21 protein-coding genes are annotated in these 20,739 nt (G+C 61.9%); 13 read left to right on the top strand and 8 right to left on the bottom strand.

Annotated elements, in window-relative coordinates:
- The first annotated feature begins 1 nt into the window (after nucleotide 1).
- Nucleotides 2–973 (top strand): XdhC family protein, encoded by a 972-nt coding sequence (locus HX855_RS11830; protein ID WP_177085410.1) that lies wholly within the window; start codon nucleotides 2–4, stop codon nucleotides 971–973.
- A gap of 221 nt (nucleotides 974–1,194) precedes the next feature.
- Here HX855_RS11830 and HX855_RS11825 read toward each other — a convergent pair whose 3' ends face one another.
- Both HX855_RS11825 and HX855_RS11820 read right to left on the bottom strand, forming a co-directional pair.
- Entirely contained in the window at nucleotides 1,195–2,112 is a 918-nt protein-coding gene (locus tag HX855_RS11825; RefSeq protein ID WP_177085408.1) for an NADP-dependent oxidoreductase, read from the bottom strand.
- Nucleotides 2,113–2,122: 10 nt separating this feature from the next.
- Nucleotides 2,123–2,596: a nuclear transport factor 2 family protein gene (locus HX855_RS11820; RefSeq protein WP_177085406.1), complete on the bottom strand. Its 474-nt coding sequence runs from the start codon at nucleotides 2,594–2,596 to the stop codon at nucleotides 2,123–2,125.
- Nucleotides 2,597–2,696: 100 nt separating this feature from the next.
- Between HX855_RS11820 and HX855_RS11815 the strand changes: the two genes are divergently transcribed.
- Nucleotides 2,697–3,167: an Rrf2 family transcriptional regulator gene (locus HX855_RS11815; protein ID WP_177085404.1), complete on the top strand. Its 471-nt coding sequence runs from the start codon at nucleotides 2,697–2,699 to the stop codon at nucleotides 3,165–3,167.
- A 22-nt stretch (nucleotides 3,168–3,189) separates the two neighbouring features.
- Here HX855_RS11815 and HX855_RS11810 read toward each other — a convergent pair whose 3' ends face one another.
- The 5 genes from HX855_RS11810 to HX855_RS11790 all read right to left on the bottom strand — a co-directional run bounded on the left by HX855_RS11810 (nucleotide 3,190) and on the right by HX855_RS11790 (nucleotide 7,741).
- Complete coding sequence (locus tag HX855_RS11810; protein ID WP_177085402.1) at nucleotides 3,190–3,480, bottom strand: LysR family transcriptional regulator; 291 nt, start codon at nucleotides 3,478–3,480, stop codon at nucleotides 3,190–3,192.
- A 47-nt stretch (nucleotides 3,481–3,527) separates the two neighbouring features.
- Complete coding sequence (locus HX855_RS11805) at nucleotides 3,528–4,853, bottom strand: MFS transporter (protein WP_177085400.1); 1,326 nt, start codon at nucleotides 4,851–4,853, stop codon at nucleotides 3,528–3,530.
- A 150-nt stretch (nucleotides 4,854–5,003) separates the two neighbouring features.
- The gene (locus HX855_RS11800; RefSeq protein WP_177085398.1) at nucleotides 5,004–6,344 is read right to left on the bottom strand and encodes an amidase; all 1,341 of its coding nucleotides are present in this window, start codon (nucleotides 6,342–6,344) and stop codon (nucleotides 5,004–5,006) included.
- Nucleotides 6,345–6,351: 7 nt separating this feature from the next.
- Entirely contained in the window at nucleotides 6,352–7,029 is a 678-nt protein-coding gene (locus HX855_RS11795) for a DUF2848 domain-containing protein (RefSeq protein WP_177085396.1), read from the bottom strand.
- A gap of 22 nt (nucleotides 7,030–7,051) precedes the next feature.
- Entirely contained in the window at nucleotides 7,052–7,741 is a 690-nt protein-coding gene (locus tag HX855_RS11790) for a GntR family transcriptional regulator (protein ID WP_177085394.1), read from the bottom strand.
- A gap of 486 nt (nucleotides 7,742–8,227) precedes the next feature.
- Between HX855_RS11790 and dnaQ the strand changes: the two genes are divergently transcribed.
- Nucleotides 8,228–8,974, top strand: coding sequence for a DNA polymerase III subunit epsilon (dnaQ, locus tag HX855_RS11785; protein ID WP_177085392.1), 747 nt, complete (start codon nucleotides 8,228–8,230; stop codon nucleotides 8,972–8,974).
- Nucleotides 8,975–9,094: 120 nt separating this feature from the next.
- Here dnaQ and HX855_RS11780 read toward each other — a convergent pair whose 3' ends face one another.
- A complete protein-coding gene (locus tag HX855_RS11780; RefSeq protein ID WP_003207477.1) occupies nucleotides 9,095–9,955 on the bottom strand; it encodes a LysR substrate-binding domain-containing protein in 861 nt (286 codons plus the stop codon).
- A gap of 240 nt (nucleotides 9,956–10,195) precedes the next feature.
- Here HX855_RS11780 and HX855_RS11775 point away from each other — a divergent pair, with 240 nt between their 5' ends.
- From HX855_RS11775 to metC, 10 genes are read left to right on the top strand one after another with little or no spacing between them, the layout of a single operon-like run.
- A complete protein-coding gene (locus HX855_RS11775; protein WP_177085390.1) occupies nucleotides 10,196–11,032 on the top strand; it encodes a transporter substrate-binding domain-containing protein in 837 nt (278 codons plus the stop codon).
- Between the two features lie 2 nt (nucleotides 11,033–11,034).
- The gene (locus tag HX855_RS11770; protein WP_177085388.1) at nucleotides 11,035–11,841 is read left to right on the top strand and encodes a transporter substrate-binding domain-containing protein; all 807 of its coding nucleotides are present in this window, start codon (nucleotides 11,035–11,037) and stop codon (nucleotides 11,839–11,841) included.
- Nucleotides 11,834–13,255, top strand: coding sequence for an FAD-binding oxidoreductase (locus tag HX855_RS11765; protein WP_177085386.1), 1,422 nt, complete (start codon nucleotides 11,834–11,836; stop codon nucleotides 13,253–13,255). Before HX855_RS11770 ends, HX855_RS11765 begins: the two co-directional genes overlap by 8 nt.
- Nucleotides 13,252–14,463, top strand: a complete 1,212-nt coding sequence (locus HX855_RS11760) for an aminotransferase class I/II-fold pyridoxal phosphate-dependent enzyme (protein WP_177085384.1) — start codon at nucleotides 13,252–13,254, stop codon at nucleotides 14,461–14,463. Before HX855_RS11765 ends, HX855_RS11760 begins: the two co-directional genes overlap by 4 nt.
- Nucleotides 14,460–15,194, top strand: coding sequence for an amino acid ABC transporter permease (locus tag HX855_RS11755; protein WP_177085382.1), 735 nt, complete (start codon nucleotides 14,460–14,462; stop codon nucleotides 15,192–15,194). Before HX855_RS11760 ends, HX855_RS11755 begins: the two co-directional genes overlap by 4 nt.
- Nucleotides 15,184–15,876 carry an amino acid ABC transporter permease gene (locus HX855_RS11750; RefSeq protein ID WP_177085380.1) on the top strand — a complete coding sequence of 231 codons (693 nt, stop codon included), beginning with the start codon at nucleotides 15,184–15,186 and terminating at the stop codon, nucleotides 15,874–15,876. The genes HX855_RS11755 and HX855_RS11750 overlap by 11 nt, the downstream gene beginning before the upstream one ends.
- Nucleotides 15,863–16,687, top strand: coding sequence for an amino acid ABC transporter ATP-binding protein (locus HX855_RS11745; protein ID WP_177085378.1), 825 nt, complete (start codon nucleotides 15,863–15,865; stop codon nucleotides 16,685–16,687). Before HX855_RS11750 ends, HX855_RS11745 begins: the two co-directional genes overlap by 14 nt.
- Nucleotides 16,688–16,703: 16 nt before the next feature.
- On the top strand, nucleotides 16,704–17,300 hold the full coding sequence (locus HX855_RS11740; RefSeq protein WP_177085376.1) for a cysteine dioxygenase: 597 nt from the start codon (nucleotides 16,704–16,706) through the stop codon (nucleotides 17,298–17,300).
- Nucleotides 17,297–17,944, top strand: a complete 648-nt coding sequence (locus HX855_RS11735) for a glutathione S-transferase family protein (RefSeq protein WP_177085374.1) — start codon at nucleotides 17,297–17,299, stop codon at nucleotides 17,942–17,944. Before HX855_RS11740 ends, HX855_RS11735 begins: the two co-directional genes overlap by 4 nt.
- A 25-nt stretch (nucleotides 17,945–17,969) precedes the next feature.
- A complete protein-coding gene (gene metC, locus HX855_RS11730; protein WP_177085372.1) occupies nucleotides 17,970–20,681 on the top strand; it encodes a cystathionine beta-lyase in 2,712 nt (903 codons plus the stop codon).
- The last annotated feature ends 58 nt before the right edge of the window (nucleotides 20,682–20,739 follow it).

Here is a 20,739-nt window from a genome sequence, read left to right as displayed (position 1 = left end):
TATGCAGCATCTCGATCTGCAAGTGATGCGCCGGGCGCTGGAGTGGTCGCTGACCGGGCACTGTGTTTGGCTGTGTACCGTGCTTGCGACCTACGGCTCGGCGCCTCGCGCGCCGGGTTCGCTGTTGGCGGTGAACGCTGAAGGGCAGTGGATTGGCTCGCTGTCCGGTGGTTGTGTCGAGGAAGACTTTCTGGAGCGGGTCGCGCAGGGCGCGTTTCTGGAGGCGGTCAACGTGGTTCGCTATGGCGAGGGCGATGACCCGCGTTCCCGGGTGAGTTTGCCCTGTGGCGGCATACTTGATGTGCTCGTGGAGCGGATGGAGGCTGACTGCGCGGTTCAGGCCCACCTGCGGGAGCTTGAGTCCGCGCTGCTGGGGCAGCGCCGGTTGATTCGCGAGATTGATTTGGCCAGTGGTGCGCGCAGCCTGTTCACTGATGCGCAGCAGGGTGGACGTATAGAGCGCGAGATCGATCGGGTGCGCGTGCGGGTCGGAGCGGCGCAGCGTCTGTTGTTGGCCGGGTACTCCAGTGTCGCTCAGGCTTGTGCGGAGTTTGCCGTAGGCCTGGGTTTTGAGGTGATTCTTTGCGACCCCCGCGATGAGGTGCTGGAAGGCGTGGTGCTGAACAACGTTGAGATTCGTCGTCAGTTGCCGTCTGTATTCATCGAAGCTGGCGGCTGTCACCGTGATACGGCGGTGGTGGCGCTCACCCACGATCCGCGCATCGACGACCTGGCGATGATGGAGGCGGTGCGCACTGAAGCGTTTTACATCGGTGTGATGGGGTCGATGCAGACATCACAAAAGCGCTTTGAGCGGTTGCGCAGGATCGGTGGCTTGAGTGATGCGCAATTGGCGCGCATCCATGCGCCTATCGGTTTGAATTTGGGCAGCAAGACCCCGGCGGAAATCGCATTGGCGGTGCTTGCCGATATTCTTCGGATTCGTAGCGGCATCGCGCGGGATCGACTCTGACGGTGGATGGTCGCGTTCGTCGGTCGCTGCGGCAAACGCTGCAATCTTTCAACTGCCGGCATTGTTCATGCTCAGTGACACTGTTCGCATGGATGGACAAAGTCACTGGAGAAATATCCGCATGACTGCATCGACATCAAAACCGGTCAGGTTCTAATCTGAAAACGTTGCCGGCCGAGGGGTGTGTGAGCAGTGACCCTCCACGATTCCACCCGATGCTGTCAGGTAAAATCTGGAACGAGGGCTATTCTCCCTGGTCCGCAGGTCCTTGCCTTCAGCACGTCCTGTGCGAGTGCGGCATCTGCCAGGGCAAACGAGGCTGCAACCGTCACTCGTAGAGCCCCGGCTTCAACCAGGTCGACAAGCCGTGCGAGAATCTCAGTATCGTGTCGGGCGAAAACTGTACTTATTCCGGGGCCGCTGTCCGCTATTGAGCAGACTCTTGCATTTGGGGCAGCAGCCATAGCCTTCGCCAACCCGCCGTGGCCGGCGCAATCGACGATGGCCGTCACGTCGGTGGGGGTGTGTCTTCCGAGTTCGGCGACATCGCTCGACAACATGGGTTCTGCTCCGAGCGACCTCACATAGGTGTGGTGTTGGGCAGAAGCGCTGCCAAGGACGGTAGCCCCTGCTAGCACTGCGAGCTGGGTCGCCAGCGAGCCTACGCCTCCTGATGCACCGAGCACCAGAACGGTATCTGCTTCGGACACGCGCAACGTTTCAATCACCGTACGATAGGCCGTCAGACCGGCAAGTGGCAGTCCGGCCGCTTCGGCCCATGACACGTTCTTCGGCTTTCGCCATAAGCGTTGCACGGGTACGCTCACCCGCTCGGCATAGGTGCCGTTATGCAAGATGTCTTGGTGCGTATAGGCGATGACTTCGTCACCTGGTTGGAACTCGACTACCCCGGCCCCCACACGTTCGACGATGCCGGCAAGGTCCCATCCAGGAACGACCGGAAACCAGGTCTCCATGACACTCTCGCCAAAACCGGCCTGTAGTGCGATATCGGCCGGGTTGATGGTCGCGGCTTTCATTCGCACGATCACTGAGTTCTGCGACAGCTTCGGTTCTGGCAAATCACCGTATTGGAGGACTTCCGATCCTCCGAAGCCACTATAAAAAACACCCTTCATAGTACGTCTCCTAGAAGGCATATGGGATGTCGTGATAAATGCGCATGTGCGCGATCATCCAACGCCCATCGACTTTCTCCAGGATAGGCCGGTAGTAGCCACTCTCGATCGGGGTGATAGTGCCTTGCGCGCCAAACGCTCCTTGCGGCCAACCGCCTTCAGGCTTTTGCATACCGACAACGTTGAACACCACAAAATGGACATCCAGTGTCCCGCTGTCGCCATTCACCTCGATGAGCGGGTCATGGGTGGTGTGGTGGCTCCAACCCCTTGGTGGATGCGGTTTCATCATCGTGGTAACGGCTGCGCCAATTGCCTGCGATCCGGCCACCTCGCCAAAAAGCTCAGGTGTGCCGGCATTGTTGTAGAAAACCTCGACCTTGGCGTCGGGCAGGAAGAGGCTGCTCATTGCCGTGCCGTCCCGGTAGTCGGCCGCCCGGACATAGCGCGCCATCACCTGCTGAATTTCACGTTCTTCGGACATCGGAGTTCTCCTTGGGGATAATGTGCGCCTATAGAAATACATCCGTCGCGACAAAAGTGCAACAATGTTAGATTCATATTAAAATGATTGGGAGTCGTAAATGATCGATGTCCGTTTCCCTACGGCCTTGCAGATAATGCTCAGCCTGGCGCTGGCTCAGGCCGAAGGCGTCGAACGCTTGAGTTCTGCTCAATTGGCTGAGGGGGTCGATTCCAATCCGACCTTTGTCAGACGATTGTTGGTGCCCTTGATTCAGGCGGGGCTTGTTCGCTCGACTATGGGGCGAGATGGGGGGGTGAGCCTTGGTGTTGACGCCACTGCGATCACACTCGGCGATATCTACAAGGTGTCGATGGGGGGCAAGAAGCTGTGGGTCGGGCGCAGCGATATCCCTCACCGCTGTCTCGTCAGTTGTAATGTTGAACGGTTCTTTGGGAATTTGGCTGACGAAGTCGATGAGTCGGTGTCGCGTTTGTTGGGTGGGCGGACACTGGCCGATGCGCTCCAGGAACTTCGCAGCCTCGATACGCAGCGTACGATAGATGGCGAACCGGGACGCTCAGCGCGATGAATTCAGCGTCCCCTGGATTGTTTTAGGAAAGGGGTCTCGTGGTTGAGTGAATCGTCTGCACCACTTGCAGGAGAGACTTCAGCATGGGCTGGACACACTCCAATAACATTGCTCCCGCCTCGGTGAGTTTCACTTCTGCGCAGCTTCGTTCAAAGAGTTCAAGCCCCAGGCTGTTCTCCAGATTCCTTACTTGCTTGCTCACCGCACTTTGCGTAACAGACAACACCTGGCTCGCCTTGGTGAAGCTTTTCTGGTGCGCCACCGCCTCAAAAAACCACAATGTGTGGAGTGGTACGAATTGTTGGTTTTTCAATGAAATGTCCTTGTTTGCTGCAGTAAAAACGACGCCCCTTGCACGTGCTACTTGCTGACTTTTACCCCTTTGAATAACAACAGCAGTAACACCCCTGCCAGCAACTCAAAACCTGCGACCAAATACAGTCCTGCGGACAAGCTACCGGTCAGGGTTTTCAGCCAGCCAATCATGTAGGGCGCCACGAACCCTGCCAGGTTGCCGATACAGTTGATCAAGGCAATGCCTCCGGCGGCCGCAGTACCGGCCAAAAAGGCCCCTGGAATCGACCAGAACACCGGGAACGCTGCGAGGATGCCCATGGCCGCAATGGTCAGGGCGATCAAGGCCAGAACGGCGTTGCCGATAAACAACCCGGTCCCAATCAGCCCGAGCCCGGCGAGCAGCGCGGCCATGGCGCAATGCACGCGGCGCTCAGAGGTTTTGTCGGAGTGAAAGCCGTTCCACAGCATCGCCGCAGTGCCCAATATGAACGGTATAGAGGAGAGCAGGCCGATACGCATGGTGTCGTCCACCCCCAGCGCCTTGATGACGGACGGGGTCCAGAATGCAATGGTCGCGTTGCCGCTGACCAGGCAGAAATACACCAGGGCACACAACCACAGTTTGGGGTAACGAATCAGCGAACGCAGGTCGCTGTGTTTGCCGGGTGCCTGGTCTTCGCGGGCGATCGTGTCGCTGACCATCTTGCGTTGTGCCGGGCTCAGCCACTTGGCATTGATCGGTTTTTCCGGCAGGTAGCGCAGTACCAGGAGACCCGCGATCACGGAGGGAATGCCTTCGAGGATAAACAGCCATTGCCAGTTGGCCAGGCTGCCGACCCCCACCATGTGGCTCATGATGAACCCGGCCAGTGGGCCGCCGACCACGCCTGCGATGGCGAAAGAGGTCATGAACATGCCGTTGATCTTTGCGCGTTGCGCCGCCGGGAACCAGTAGGTCAGGTACAGCACCACACCCGGGAAGAAGCCCGCCTCAAACGCACCGAGCAGAAACCGCAGCACGTAGAACGACCAGGCACTTTCGACATAGGCCATGGCGATGGACGTCAGGCCCCACATAATCGTGATGCGGGCCAGTGTGCGCCGCGCGCCGATTTTTTCCAGCAGCAGGTTGCTGGGCACTTCGAAGAAGAAGTAACCAATGAAGAAAATCCCGGCGCCCAGGCCGTAGACGGCCTCGCTGAAACCCAGGTCCTGCAACATCGCCAGTTTGGCGAAGCCGACGTTGACCCGGTCGATCCAGGCCAGTACGAAGAGGAATACCAGGAACGGGAGCAACCGCCAGGCGATCTTGCGATACACAACCGCCACTTCGTCGGACATCGGCGAGTGGTCCAGTTCCAGCGATGAAGTTGCGTTACTTGGGTTCATAAGTTGTCTCGTCAATTCGTTGCGCATGGAGTACGCAAGCCGATTGGCAGGCGAGTGCGGGCGCACGGGCGGCCGCCGTGGAATTTTTGCTGTGAGTCAATAAGTGAACCAAGGGCTGGTCGCGCCCGCCGTTGGCTCAACGGCAGTGCGTTACGTGCTCTGGCGTAACAGCGCCTCGATCGAACGAGACACTTGCAGCACCCGTGCGTCCTGGCCGTGCAGGCCGGCAATCGACAAGCCTACGGGCAGTTCGTCGCCACGCTGGCAAGGCAGGCTCAGGGCGCAGCCGTCCAGAAAGTTGAGCACGCTGGTATTGCGCAATACCAGGCCGTTGGTGGCAAAAAAAGCCGCGTCATCCGCCAGGTCGGCAAGTTTTGGCGGCACCACCGCGACACTCGGCAGCAACCACGCATCGGCGTCGCCCAGGCGTTCACGCGCCACGCTGATCAGGCGTTGACGTTCGTCCTGGATGTCCAGGTAATCGGCTGCACTGATGGCCGCGCCACGGCGTATGCGTTGTGCAACGCGTGGGTCGTAAGCCTCGCTGCGGTCGCCTTCGAGCCACTGGCGATGGCCCTGCCAGGCTTCGGCGGCCGTGAGCCCGCCTGCAGCATTGATGCGTGGCAGTTCATGCAGCTCCGGGAAGTCGAACCAGCGGATATGTGCACCTGCCTTGGCGAGCAGGTCCAGGCTGCGCTCGAACGCTGCCGCCACGGTGGCATCCAGTTGGTCGAGCACCACGTCGCGGGTCACAGCCAGACGCAACCCGGCCAGCGGCGCGGCAGGGGTATCCAGCGATTGGCCGCTGAGTATCTGGTCCAGCAGGATGCAGTCGTCGACGCTGTTTGACAGTGCGCCGACCGAGTCCAGGCTGGCGGCCAAAGGGAAGGTACCGGACATCGACACACGGCTGGCGCTGGGTTTGAAACCAGTGAGGTTGCAGAAGGCCGCGGGGATGCGAATCGAGCCACCGGTGTCGGTGCCCAAGCCAGCCACCGCCATGCCCAGTGCCACGCTCACGGCGGCGCCGGAGCTGGAACCCCCGGCGATGCGCCCGTCTGCACACGGCGTGAGCGGCGTGCCGTAGTGGGGGTTCCACCCCAGGCCGGAAAAGGCAAACTCGCTCATGTTGGTGCGGCCGAGCAAGATCGCGCCGGACGCCCTCAGGCGCTCGACGACCACCGCATCGTCGCGGGCGGGCCGTGCATCGGCGAGTAACCGCGAGCCGGCTGCTGTGACTTGCCCGGCCACGTCGAACAAGTCTTTGATCGACACGGGCAGCCCGGCCAGCGCCGACGGCACATAGCCGGATGCACGCGCCAGGTCGCTGGCCCGTGCAGCGTTCAGGGCGCTGCCGGCGTCGACGCTGATATAGGCCGTGCCGCCCGCTGTGCGATGCGCTTCAATACGGTTCAATGCCTCGGTCACCAGTGCCTCACTGGTGGTGCGACCCTCGGCAAGCTTCTGGGCGAATTCTGCAATCGTGGTCATCGTGGGTTTACTCAGCGACAGGCAGCGGCTCGACACCGTACTGGTGGCGCAGGCTGCGGTTGAGGATGGGGTCGAACAGTTCCATTTCAAAGGCTTCGCCGTAACCCAGCTCGCCGATCACCGATTGCGTGCCGCAGAACATAGCCGTATCGGCGGGCAACGCGGCGTCGTTATTGAGTTTTGCGAGCAGGCTTGGCGGCGCGAGCAGGTTGGTCACCGGCCCCTCTTGATACAGCGCTCGCACGCCATCACGCACTCGCCAGGTGCGCATCACCAGGTGATCCCAGTGTTCCTGTACCTCGGTGTAGCGCCATACCTGCTGGGCGATGGGCTTGTCGCACATCTGCTTGGACACAGTCACGTCATAGCTTTCGACCTTGCGGTCGGTGTGGTCCGAGCCCAGGCCGATCAACAGGCCTTGCTCGCTCGGGATCAGTACAAACTCGGTCTCACCGGAGGAGTCCTTGCCCGGCACCTGAATAGTCTCGGCGTTGTTTAACAGGCTGGCAGACACACGATAGAAGCACGGTACCTGAGTAGGCCGGCGTACGCCCAGCGCTTCCAGTTCGGCAATGTGGTGTTCGACCGCTTCGCTGTTACGTCCCGCCCAGCCTGCGATGATCAGGTGTTTGATGCTGGCCTGGTGTTCGCCTTGGCCGACGACGTGGAAAGTCATTTGAGTCATGAAAGCTTCTCGTAGTGAGTGATCAAAGCGTGCGCATGATTGCGCGGCGGAAATCATCAATGTGGTGATGGATCGCGGCGATGGCGGCGGTGCCGTCGCGCTGTTCCACCGCTTCAAGGATTTGCAGGTGTTCGTGGTAGATGCGTTCGCTGTGGTGGTTTTCCGACAAGGTCAGGTACCAGAAGCGAGCCTGTTTTTCGTGCAGATTGCGCAGCAACTCGGCGAGCACGCGGTTGTGGGCGGCGGCCGAAATCGACATGTGAAACTCCAGGTCAAGCGACATCAGCCCGGCCACGTCGTGCTTGGCTAAAAGGGCAGGGGTGCGCTCCAGAATGTCGCGCATGGCCTGGATGTCAGTGGTTTTGGCGCGCTCAACTGCGAGCTTGACGCACAGCTGTTCGTTGCTGACGCGCACTTCGATCATGTCGAGTACATCGTTAAGCGATAGGGCCGTCACCATCACGCCCTTGCGCGGCATGATCGTGACCATGCCTTCCACTTCCAGGCGGTGCAGCGCTTGATGGATGGGGGTTCGGCCGATGCCCAGTGCAGCAGTCAACTTTGCCTCGTTGATCGCATCGCCCGGGCGAAACTCGCAGCTGATAATCCGCTGCTTGATTTGTGCATAGGCCAGCTCGCGCAGTTGCGCTGCGCTTTTTGTGTGAGCCGTGGCGGGTGGGTGACGGCTTGTAAAATCGGTCGGTTCAGACATGCTCACTCCTGAAAATCATCTGATATATCAGATGATTTTCAGAGCAAAGCAAAGCCTGTGCCAGTTTTTGGCCGGCGGCCTGGAGCATGGTTTATAAGGGCTTGGCGCAATCAGCGGGACGGTGGAGGGCGGGGCCGGCGGTGTTACTTGTTACTTATCTGCCCGACTTCGGGCGCGCGTGCTCGATGTTTGTGCGGGCTGGATATCAACTTAAAGGTGGCTAGAGAGAGCAGGGGGCGTCACGCCATTGCGCCGTCAGGAAGATCTCGGCGAAGCAGCCCGGCAGCATGCCGTCAAATCAAGACTGCCCGCGCCGGCAACTGGTAGCTGAGCCAAAGAGCACATTGGCCTCGATACTGGCTCGGGTGAATGTCAGACTTTATATTTTTCATTAATTATTTTTACGGTTTTTAGCCGATTTCTGGAAGCATACCTTTCGCCAGGGCTGCTACCATAGGGCTTCTATGCCGAGGTTATTTACTTTTTATGGTTACCAGGTCAGTAGTACTCGATACCGAAACCACCGGTATGCCGGTGACCGACGGCCACCGGATCATTGAAATCGGCTGTGTCGAACTGATGGGGCGCCGCCTCACCGGCCGGCACTTTCACGTCTACCTGCAACCGGATCGGGAAAGTGACGAAGGCGCCATCGGTGTCCACGGCATCACCAACGAATTCCTGGTGGGCAAGCCGCGCTTTGCGGAAGTGGCCGATGAGTTCTTCGAGTTCATCAACGGCGCACAGCTGATCATCCATAACGCGGCGTTCGACGTTGGCTTCATCAACAACGAATTCGCGCTGATGGGCGCAGCTGATCGGGCGGATATCACCCGGCACTGCTCGATCCTCGATACCTTGATGATGGCCCGTGAGCGTCACCCGGGCCAGCGCAACAGCCTCGATGCGTTGTGCAAGCGCTATGGCGTCGACAACTCCGGCCGTGAACTCCACGGCGCCTTGCTCGACTCCGAGATTCTCGCCGACGTTTACCTGACCATGACCGGCGGCCAGACCAGCCTGTCCCTGGCCGGTAATGCTTCAGACGGCAACGGTTCGGCAGAAGGCTCAGGCAATCGCCCGTCGGAAATCCGCCGCTTGCCAGCGGATCGCCAGCTCACCACGATCATTCGTGCCAGCGAGCAGGACATGGTCGAGCACGCGGAACGGTTGGAGGCGATCGCAAAATCCGCCGGTGCCCCGGCGCTGTGGACCCAATTGACCCAGCAGTAACGACGCCTGGAAAACCTGTAGGAGCGAGCTTGCTCGCGAAAAACCAGAGAGCGCCGCTGGCTATCAGGTTTCCCGCGTTACCGTTAACGCCCTTCGCGAGCAAGCTCGCTCCTACGGGTGTCACCCCAGTGCCAGCCCCTGGCTGGCCCTGATCAAGTCATACGCCTTGCGCGCAATCGGGTTCGCCGTGTTCGGGCGGATCCACAGGTAATACGTCACCTCCGGCATCCTCGGCAGCCCATCGTTCTCTCCCAGCACCCGCATGTCCGGCCCGAGCATTTCCATGCTGCGTGGGGTCACGCCCAACCCTGCGCGGGTTGCCGCCTTGATGCCGATCAGGTTCGATGCCAGGTACGCCTGCCTCCACGGGATATTCGCCCGCTCCAGCGCCTCCAGCGCATAACGCCGATAGATGCTTGGTTCATCCACCAGAATCAACGGTAAAGGCTCGCTCGGTGAGTGAATGTACTGCGCCGAACAGATCCACCACACTGGGGAAGTGCGTAATGCAAAGCCTTCCAGGTTGGCGTCGGCCCGGGTGGAAATCACCATGTCGACCTTGCCCCGATGCAAGTCATCCATCAGGAACGGGCTGCGGCCCACGTCGATCTCCAGGCGCAGTCGCGGTGCCGAGCGGGCGATGTGGCTGAGGATCGGCGGCAGGATCGTGTCGGCGATGTCGTGTGGCGAGCCGATGCGCAGCACACCGCTGAGGCTGCTTTCCCGCAGGGAATTAAGCGCGTCGTCATTCAGCGACAGCATTTGCCGTGCATGCCGCAACAGTTGCATCCCCGGCTCCGTCAGCTGTTTTTGCCGGCCACGCTTTTCAAACAGGCTGACGCCCACTTGTTGCTCCAGGCGCTGCATATGCTGGGTGACGGAAGATTGTGTGCGTGCCAGATGGGTGCCGGCTTCGGCAAAACTGTGGTGGTCGACCACGGCAATAAAGGTGCGGAGCAGTTCGAGATCGAGGGTCGACATGGCCATTCCAGGGCGTTTTTTATATCAAGGGTGCGAAGATAAACATTACAGATGTTTATGTTTTGTTGTGCGATGTTTTTATCGGACCCAGTGATTGCAAGTATATGGCCAAAAACAAGGTCGTCCATACACGGCAAGTTATAACGATATGAGATATTTGAATTTCCGTTCGCCCGGCACTCTCCCTAGCATGCCCCCCCATCAGGTCGGGGTACGCCGGCCGCTAATGAGGGGAGTTTCATGGGGTTTGTGCGCGCGGCGGTAAAACGAAGGTTGCCTGTGGTCCTGGCGGCATTGATTGCCTTGGGCGGCGGCACGGTGGCCCAGGCCGATGCGACCCTGGACAAAATCCAGCAGCGCCATGTGCTGGTGGTCGGCGTGCTGCTCTCCGGCGGGCCGTTTGGCGGCATCGATCCTGTCACCCAGAAGCCCAAGGGTTTGAACGTTGACCTGGCCAACGAGCTGGGCCGTCAACTCGGCGCCGAGGTACAGCTGGTGCAGGTCTTGCCGGCCAACCGCGTGCAGTTCCTGCAACAGGGCAAGGTCGACCTGTTGATCGCCAATATGGAGTGGACCGCCGAGCGGGGCGAGATTCTCGGATTCGTGCCAACGCCGTTCTACAAGATCGGCGGCACCGCAGCGGTACTCAAGGACAGCACCATCACCCGCTGGGCCGATCTCAAGGACCAGCCGGTGTGCACCTCCCAGGGCAGCAGCTACGTGAAGCCGCTGACCGAGCTTGGCGCGCAGATCAAGGCCTTCAAAAGCTCCTCCGAATCCCTGCTGGCCCTACGCGGCAACAACTGCGTCGCTGCGGTACATGACTCCACCCTGATCAACCCGCTGGTCAACGACAGCGCCGAATGGAAAGACTACCGCGCCATCAGCCCCGAGCTGAATCCGGCCCCGTCGGTGATCTGGACTCGCCGTGGCGAGAGTGATACCCAGGCCAGGCTCGACCCGATCATCAAGGAGCTGCACCGCAGTGGCTGGCTGATCGAAGCCCAGACCCGCAACCACATCACCCCGGCGTCCCCGGCGCTGGTGGAATTGCAGCAACAGTTCAAGGGCGCCTGAGCATGAGATTAAAACACCTGACCGTTCTCGGCCTGGCCTTGTGCGCCAGCCTGGCCCATGCCGACGCCACCCTCGACAAGATCCAGCAACGCCACGCCATCAGCGTCGGCGTGATTCTCAGCGGCCCGCCGTTTGGCACCCTCGACCCCAAGACCGGCGAACACCTGGGCTACAACGTCGAACTGGCCAAGGGCCTCGGCCAGGCGCTGGGCGTGGAGACCAAGACCGTCTCGGTACTGGCCCCCAACCGCGTGCAGTTCCTGCAACAGGGCAAGGTCGATGTGCTGATCGCCAATATGCAGTACACCGACGAGCGCGCCGAGATCCTCGACTACGTGCCCACGCCCTATGAAGAAGTCGGCGGCGCAGCGTTGATCCGCAAAGGCGCCGGCATCACCCAGTGGGCCGACCTCAAAGGCAAGCCGGTGTGCGTGTCCCAGGGCAGCAACTTCATCAAGCCGTTGCAGGAAACCTACGGCGCGCAGATCAAGGCGTTCCGCAGCCAGTCTGAATCCCTGTTGTCGTTGCGCGGCAATGGCTGTGTGGCGGCGGTGCACGTCAGCCCGACCATGCACGCGCTGCTGGACGATGCCGAGTGGTCCGGTTACGAGATTCCGTTGCCGGGGGATTTGATCCCGTCCAAATCCGTGATCTGGATCCGCAAGGGCGAGCACGACACCCAGGCCAAGCTCGACGCCATCGTGCGCGACTGGCACCGCAGCGGCTGGCTGATCGCGCTGGGCGAACGCACCGGCATGGCGCCGTCCCAGGCCCTGCGTGATTTGCACGAGCAGTACAGCCATGAGTGAACCGCTATTCGCCACCCTGCAACAATTGCTCGGCGCTGCCCATGTGCAGCGCGGTGACGAGGCCGCCCAGTACCTCACCGACAAACAGGGCCGCTACACCGGTCAGGTAATCGCGGTGGTGCACCCTGCCAATACCGAAGAAGTCGCCGCCGTGGTGCGAGCATGCGTGGCCCTGGAGGCGCCCATCGTGGTGCAGGGCGGCAACACCGGCCTGATGGCAGGCGCGACGCCGGATGCCAGTGGCCGCGCGGTATTGCTGTTGCTCGACCGCATGAACCGGGTACGCGTGATCGATACCGACAACGACACCCTGACCGTCGAAGCCGGCTGCATCCTGCAAAACATCCAGGACGTGGCCCGCGAAGCCGATCGATTGTTTCCGCTGAGCCTTGGCGCCGAAGGCAGCTGCACCATTGGCGGCAACCTCGGCACCAATGCCGGCGGTACTGCCGTGCTGCGTTATGGCAACACCCGCGAGTTGACCCTGGGCCTGGAAGTGGTGACTGCCGAAGGCGAGATCTGGAACGGCCTGCGGGGGTTGCGCAAGGACAACACCGGCTACGACCTGCGGGATTTATACGTCGGCAGCGAAGGCACCCTCGGCATTATCACCGCGGCCACCCTCAAGCTGTTCCCGTTGCCCAAGGCCCAGGCCACCGCGCTGCTGGCGTTTGATGAACTGGCCCAGGCGGTGGCGTTTCTGTCCCATGCCCGCGCCGGTTTCGGTGCGAATCTGACTGCGTTCGAACTGCTCAGCGCCGATTGCCTGGCGCTGCTGCGGGAGCAGTTTCCCGAAGGCCCACAACCGTTTCTGAACGCTCGCCAGCCCTGGTTTGCTCTGCTGGAACTGTCGGATAACCACGGCGAAACCCACGCCCGCGAAGCCTTCGAGACCGTTCTCGGCGAAGCCTTCGAACAGTCATTGCTGGCTGACGCCCTGATTGCCGAAAGCCTGGCCCAAAGCGACGCCCTGTGGTTGTTGCGCGAAAACATGAGTGAGGCGCAGAAACGCGCCGGGCGCAATATGAAGCACGACATCTCGGTGCCCATCTCGCAAATCGTCGCCTTCGTCGCCCATACCGATGCGCTGTTGCAGGCGCATTTTCCCGGCGTTCGCAACTTCACCTTCGGGCACCTGGGGGACGGCAACCTGCATTACAACGTTGCCCACCCGCTGGACTCAACGGTCGACGAGCACATGGGCAACTACGCCGAACTGAGCCTGTTGGTGCACGACAGCGCCCACGCCCACGGCGGCTCCATCAGCGCCGAGCACGGGATTGGCCAGCGCAAGGTCGGCCTGCTGGGCCGCTACAAAAGCCCGGTAGAGCTGGACCTGATGCGCCGCATCAAGCGCGCTCTCGACCCGAAAAACCTGCTCAACCCCGGCAAAGTACTGGAGGTGCAGCCATGACCGTTCGCCTGTCCAGGCGCGTACAGCGCGTGTCGCTGTCGGCCAACGCCGCAGCCAAATCCCGCGCCACCGAACTGCGTGACGCCGGCCGCGACATTCTTGACCTGACCACCGGCGAGCCGGATTTCGACACCCCGCAGCACATCAAGCAAGCCGCCTACGACGCCATCGCCGCCGGCGCCACCAAATACACGCCGACACCCGGCGTAAAAGCCTTGCGCGTGGCGGTGCAGCGAAAGCTGGCCGAAGAAAACCGGCTGGATTTTTCGCTGCCCAATATCGTGATCGCCAATGGCGCGAAACAGATCATCTTCAATGCCTTCGCCGCCACCCTCGACGACGGCGATCAAGTGCTGGTGCCGACGCCGTACTGGCCATCGTTCCCCGACAGCGTGCGCTTCAACGGTGGCGAGCCGGTGTTTATCGAGTGCGGGCTGGAGCAGGGCTGCAAGCTGCTGCCGGCGCAACTGGAGCAACACATTACTGAACGCACCCGTTGGCTGATCCTTAACGGTCCGGGCAACCCCAGCGGTGCGGTCTACAGCGAGGCTGAACTGCAAGCGCTGGCCGAGGTGCTGCGCCGCCATCCCCAGGTCCTAGTGCTGCTGGATGAACTCTACGAACACATCCGCTTCGACGGTCGCCCGGCCCAGAGCCTGCTGAACGTTGCGCCGGATTTGCAGGACCGTTGCCTGCTGGTGGGCGGCGTGTCCAAGACCTATGCCATGACCGGCTGGCGCATCGGTTTTGGCGCCGGGCCGCAGACCCTGACCAACGCCATGGCGGTGGTACAATCCCAATCCACCTCCGGTGCGTCTTCCGTCGGGCAGGCAGCGGCCTTGGCTGCATTCACCGGTGGGCTGGGCTTTTTGGCCGAGCAGGTGGCGGCCTATCAACTGCGCCGGGACCTGCTGATGATGGCCCTCGGCACCGTCGACGGCCTGGAAGTGCTCGAGCCTCAAGGCGGGTTCTTCGTGTTTGTGCGCTGCGCCGGTTTGCTCGGCCGCTACCGCCCGGACGGTCAGCAACTGAAGGATGACGGCGACGTTGTCGCTTATTTGTTGGAGGAGGGCGTGGCCGGTGTGGCGGGCAGTGCCTACGGCCTGTCGCCGTGGTTTCGCCTGTCCATCGCCACGGCCACCGACAGCGTGGCCGAGGCCGGCCGCCGTATCGCGGTCGCCTGCGGCAAGCTGCGGGGCGACGAATGAGTCATTGGCTGGAGCTGTTTGTGCACTGGGCCGCCGGCATTGGCCTCAACTACACCTTCCTGCTGGATGCCTACCAGCGCGGCACCCTGGAACAGGGGGCGCTGACCACCGTATCGCTGTGCCTGTTCACCATTATCGGCAGCCTGCTGGCCGGGATCAGCCTGGCGGCGCTGCTGACCTCGGGCAACCCGTGGCTGGCCCGGCCTGCGCGGGTGTTTATCGAAGTCACCCGCAACACCCCGACCCTGGTGCAGCTGTACTGCGCGTTCCTGGTGTTGAACATGCTGCTGACCCAGGCCGTCGGCGCGGCCAACCCGCTGACGCCGTTTGCCTGGGTGGTGATCGTGATCTCCCTGCACAAGGGCGCGTTCCACGCCGAAGCCCTGCGCGCCGGCATCGAAGCGGTGCCGGCGGTGACGCTGGAAGCCGCCAGTTCCCTGGCCTTCAGCAGCCGCCAATTGCTGTGGAATGTGCAGTTGCCGTTGGCCTTGCGCTTTGCGTTGCCGTCGCTGATCAACAACCTGATCGACCTGGTGAAAATGACCGCCGTGGCCTCGGCCATCGCCGTGGGCGATATCACTTACGCGTCGATCATGATCTGGACCCAGAGCGACAACGTGCTGGAGCTGATGATTCTGATCCTGAGCTTTTTCGGCGTGCTGAGCTTTACCGTCAATTGTGTGGGGCGCTGGCTGGAAGCGCGCCTGAGGATGCCCGGCTATGGCCATTGATTCATTCCCGGTGCTGTCGGCGTTGCTGCAATGGTCGCCGGCGCTGGTGACTGGTTTCGGCCAGAACATCCTGATCAGCCTGGTGGCGATCGGCCTCGGCTCGCTGCTGGGCCTGATGGTGGGCGCGTTGGCCCTGTCGCCCTTGCGCCTGCTGCGGTTGCCGGCGCGGATCTGGGTGCAGGTTTTCCGCAACGCGCCGTGGCTGGTGCTGATCTATTTCACCACCTACGTGTTCCCGTTCGAAATCCATATCGGCAGCAGCTACGTGTCGTTCCCCGACTGGGTCAAGGTGACCATTGGCCTGGCGTTGCCGGCCAGCGCCAACGTGGCGGAGATCTTTCGCGGTGCCATCGGCTCGATCCCCAGCACCCAGTGGGAAGCCGCGCGGTCACTGGCGTTCACCCGTGGCCAGATCTTCCGCTCGATCATCCTGCCCCAGTGCTTCAAGCGCATGTTGCCGCCGTGGATGAACCTCTACGCGGTGGTCACCATGGGCACCGCCCTGGCCTCGCTGGTGGGCGTGCACGACGTGATCGATACCGCGCAGATCGCCAGCAACACCGTGAACATGACCGGCTTTACCGTGGTGATCTACCTCAGCCTGCTGGTGTTGTTCTTCGCCTATTGCTACCCGATTTCCCGTTTGACCCAACGCCTGGAGCGCCGTTATGCCTTCTATTGAACCCCTGGTCAGCCTGCGGGACTTGCAGCTGTCGTTCGGTGACAACCGGGTGCTCAAGGGCATCGACCTTGATGTACATCGCGGCCAGGCGGTGTCGATCATCGGCCCGTCAGGCTCGGGCAAGTCGACCATCCTGCGCTGCGTCACCGGCCTGTTGCAGCCCCAGCGCGGCACGATTCGCGTGGGCGAAACCCGGGTCGATACCCTGACCCATGAAGCCCAGCGCATCGAGCTGCGCAAGCGCGTCGGGTTTGTGTTCCAGCAATACAACCTGTTCCCCCATTTGTCGGTGCTGGAAAACCTGGTGATCGCCCCGCGCAAGGTGCTCGGCCGCCACCGCGCCGACGCCGAGAAAGACGCGCGGGCGCTGTTGGCCAAGGTGCGCATGGAGCACAAGGCCGATGCCTATCCTGGCCAACTCTCCGGCGGGCAGCAGCAGCGGGTGGCGATTGCCCGCGCATTGGCCATGCGTCCGGAACTGATTCTGTTCGATGAAGTGACCTCGGCCCTGGACCCGGAAACCGTCGGCGAAGTGCTGACGGTGATTCGCGAGCTGACCGAAGAGGGCATGACCTGCGTGCTGGTGACCCACGAAATGCGCTTCGCCGAAGAGATCAGCGACATCGTCTACTTCACTGAAAACGGCGTGATCGTCGAGCACGGCAGCGCCGAGCAAATATTCCAGCGCCCCACCAGTGAGCGCACCCAGGAATTCCTGCGCCATGCCTTGGGCGATCCGGGCCGCCGTCCGCCGATTGCCAACGATCCGTACCTGTTGACCAACCTGAGCCGCTACACCCTGTCTGTCTAACAAGAGGAACCTCGTCATGAGTACCGCAAACCGTGCCGCCGTTATCGAAGACTTCCTGCAGCAGATCCGCGTCATCAACCAGCGTGGCGTAGACCGCGCGGCCCTGGTGGAAATCGTCGGGCTGCTGGAAACCCTGGCCGAGCGCCGGGACCTGTTCAACTTCAGCGAATTCCCCGCGCCGGTGCCGGGGCAGGGCAGTACTGCCTTCCGTTATCGCCTGAACGACGATGGCGACACACCGACCCTGTACCTGAACTCGTTGTTGCCGGGGAAAAGCACCATCCCCCACAACCATGAAACCTGGGCGATCATCAGTGCCATTGAAGGCCAGGAGATCAACTACGTGTATGGCCGCAACGATGAAGGGCGTGACGAAGGCTTCACCACCCTGACCCTTGAGAAAGAAGTCGTCGTGCAGCCGGGCACCTCTATCTCGTTCCTCGGTGAAGACCTGCACGGGATTCGCGTCGAGGGTGAGCAGCCGACCTTGCACTTCCACCTGTATGGCTTGCCGCTGGAGTCCCTCAATGGCCGTTATGGCGTTGAAGCCGACGGTCGGATTCTTAACTACAACGCCTCGCAGATGGCGCCGTCGATCAAGGCCTACGCATGATCGACCTGTATTACTGGCCCACCGGCAACGGCCTGAAAGTCGGCATCCTGCTTGAAGAGCTGGAAGCAGAGTACCGTCTGATTCCGGTGAACATCCGTGAAGGCGCGCAGAAGCAGGAAAGCTTCCGGCGCATCAGCGCGAATGGGCGGATTCCGGCGATTGTCGACCACAGCCTTGAAGCACCACTGAGCCTGTTCGAGTCCGGGGCGATCCTGAATTACCTGGCCGACCAGGCCGGGCGTTTCCTGCCGCCCGCCGGCACCGCCGAGCGCCAGAAAGTCCAGGAGTGGCTGTTCTGGCAGGTGGGGCATATCACCCCGTACCTGAGCCAGTTGCAGCTGTTCAAGGAGAAGGCGCCGGAACCGATTCCCTTCGCCCTGGACCTGCTGAACGCCGAAGCCACGCGCCTGTATCGGGTGCTGGAGCAACGCTTGGCCGAGGTGCCGTACGTGGCGGGCGAGTATTCGGTGGCCGACATGGCGATCTTCCCGTGGATCCAGCCCCTGCGCCAAGGCCAGGACCTGGCGGACTACCCGAACATCCAGGCCTGGCGCTTGCGGATCAAGGCACGCCCGGCGGTCCAGCGCGCCTATGCCAAGGGGCGTGAAGTGGCCGCTGGCGAGCGCTCGTTGGCCTTGCAGTAATTCATCTCTTTTTTGCGGGACTTTCATGAGCCAGACCATCACACCCGGGCAATTGCAACAATGGCTGTTCGACGGCCAGGAAATCGCCCTGTTTGACGTACGCGAGCACGGCCAATACGGCGAGGCCCACCTGTTTCACGGGGTGAACCTGCCCTACAGCCGTCTTGAACTGCAGGTGCAGCGCCTGGCACCGAATCCTCAGGTGCGCCTGGTGACTTACGACCAGGACGGCGGCGAAGTGGCTGCCCGGACAGCGCAGCGCTTGCAGGCGTTGGGTTACAGCAATGTGCATGTGCTGCAAGGTGGCGCGGACGGTTGGCAGGCAGCGGGCCTGCAACTGTTTGCCGGGGTGCATGTGCCGTCAAAAGCCTTTGGCGAGTTGGTGGAAGAGGCCAGCCACACGCCCCACGTCACCGCGCAGCAACTGGCGGACTGGCAGGCCAAGGGCGAGCCGCTGGTGGTGCTGGACGGCAGGCCGTTCGATGAATACCGCAAGATGACCATTCCCGGTTCCATCTGCTGCCCCAACGGTGAACTGGGCTACCGCGTGCACGACCTGGTGTCGGATGAGACCACGCCGATCGTGGTCAACTGCGCCGGTCGTACCCGCAGCATTATCGGCGCCCAGACGCTGATCAACCTCGGCGTGAAGAACCCGGTCTATGCGCTGGAAAACGGCACTCAGGGGTGGTACCTGGCGGATTTCAAGCTGGAGCATGGCAGCACCCGGCGGTATGCCGATCAGGTCTCCACTGATCTGGTGCAGCAGCGCGAGGCAGCCCGGCAATTGGCCGCGCGGGCAGGGGTGGTCAGTGTGGTGGCGGATCAGGTTCGCCAGTGGGCGCAAGATCCGTCCCGCAGCCTGTTCCTGTGTGATGTGCGCACCGCCGAAGAGTTTGCCGCCGGCAGTTTGCCGGGGGCGCAACATACCCCAGGCGGGCAGTTGATCCAGTCCACCGACCTGTACATCGGCGTGCGTCAGGCGCGGGTGGTGCTGGTAGACAGCGACGGCGTGCGTGCGCCGATTGTCGCCAGCTGGCTGCGGCAATTGGGGCATGAGGCTTATGTGCTCAAGGACGGTGTCCAGAGTGACCTGGCGTTACCGGTCAGGCAGGCTGTGCCGTTCAAGGCGTTGCCATTGATCTCGGTGCAGGCGCTGGCCGATGCGCTGAAAGACGATGCCGTGGACCTGGTGGACCTGCGCCCGAGCATGACCCATCGCAAGGGGCGGATTGCCGGTTCTCGCTGGTCGATTCGCTCGTTGTTGGCCGCCGGTGCGCGACCGTTGGTGCTGCTGGCGGATGACCCGGCGCTGGCCGCGTTTGCCGCGCTGGGGTTGGGCGAAGAGGTGCGCGTGCTCGACGGCGGCTATGCCGCCTGGGTCGCAGCCGGTTTGCCGGTGATCGAGGATGCGCAAACGCCAGCGGATAATCAGTGCATCGACTTCCTGTTCTTCACCCACGACCGCCACAGCGGCAACAAGGATGCCGCCCGCCAATACCTGGCCTGGGAAATCGGCTTGTTGGCGCAGATGAGCGAGGCGGAAATCGCCAGCCTCAAACCGTTGGTGCCCGCATCCCGAGTGCGCACCCGGCTGATTCATGCGGCGCGTACCGAAGGCGGCAGTGGCGGCCGGGCGGTGAACGTCCCCATCACCCGTTTGAGCACCGTGCTGTTCGACAACCTGGCGCAGATGCGCGATGCGCGTTCCCGGCGCGACAGCGAGCGTGTCCTGAGTTATGGCGCGCGTGGCAACCCCACCGCGTTCGCCCTGGAAGATTTGGTCACCGAACTCGAAGGCGGCTATCGCACGCGCCTGTATGGCACCGGCCTCGCCGCCGCGGCGCAGACGTTCCTGGCCTACCTGCGACCTGGCGATCATGTACTGCTCACCGACGCGGTGTATTCCCCGGTGCGCAAGCTGGCTCGCGAGTTCCTGCAGCCATTCGGCATCGAGGTCAGCTACTTCACCCCGGATGGCAGCGGTCTGGAAGCGCAGTTACAGGCCAACACCAAAATGGTCTATGCGGAAGTGCCCGGTTCGCTGCTGTATGAACTGTGTGACCTGCCCGCGATAGCCGCACTGTGCAAGCCGCGCGGGATTCTGCTGGCGGTGGACAACACTTGGGGCTCGGCCTACTTGTACCGGCCGCTGGCGTTGGGCGCCGACATCTCGATCATGGCCCTGACCAAATACCTTGGCGGCCACAGTGACGTGATGATGGGCAGTGTCTGCACCAGCGAAGCGGCATGGCCGGCCCTGGCGAAAATGAGCGATACCTTTGGCAATGCGGTCAGTGCCGACGATGCCTATCTGATCCTGCGTGGCGCGCGCACCCTGGCTTCCCGGCTGGACGTGCACGAGCGCCAGGCGCTGGCGATTGCCCAGTGGTTGCAGGCGCAGCCGCAGGTCAAGCGGGTGTTTCATCCGGCCTTGCCCGAGCACCCTGGCCATGCGCTCTGGAAACGCGACTTCAGCGGCAGTAACGGTTTGCTGTCGTTTGAACTCACCCGCGCGGATGCCGGTTACGTCGAACGGTTTATCGACGGCTTGCAGCTGTTTGGCCTGGGTGCGTCCTGGGGCGGTTTTGAGAGCCTGGTGACCCTGGCCGACACCCAGGACCGCCAGAGCGTCGCCGACCGTGGATTGAACCCGGTGGTGCGTCTGCATGTGGGACTTGAGGATGTGGAGGCGTTGATCGAGGATTTGCAGCGGGGGTTTGCAGCAGTGCGATGAAGGGGGAAGCAGGAGCTGCTCAAGGCAGCTCCTGTCGATTGTCTGGATGTGGCAGATG

This window comes from Pseudomonas sp. IPO3778 (assembly GCF_013386825.1).
GTDB lineage: Bacteria > Pseudomonadota > Gammaproteobacteria > Pseudomonadales > Pseudomonadaceae > Aquipseudomonas.
The sequence above is the reverse complement of the archived record's forward strand: the minus strand, read 5'-3'. Positions and strand labels throughout refer to the sequence as shown.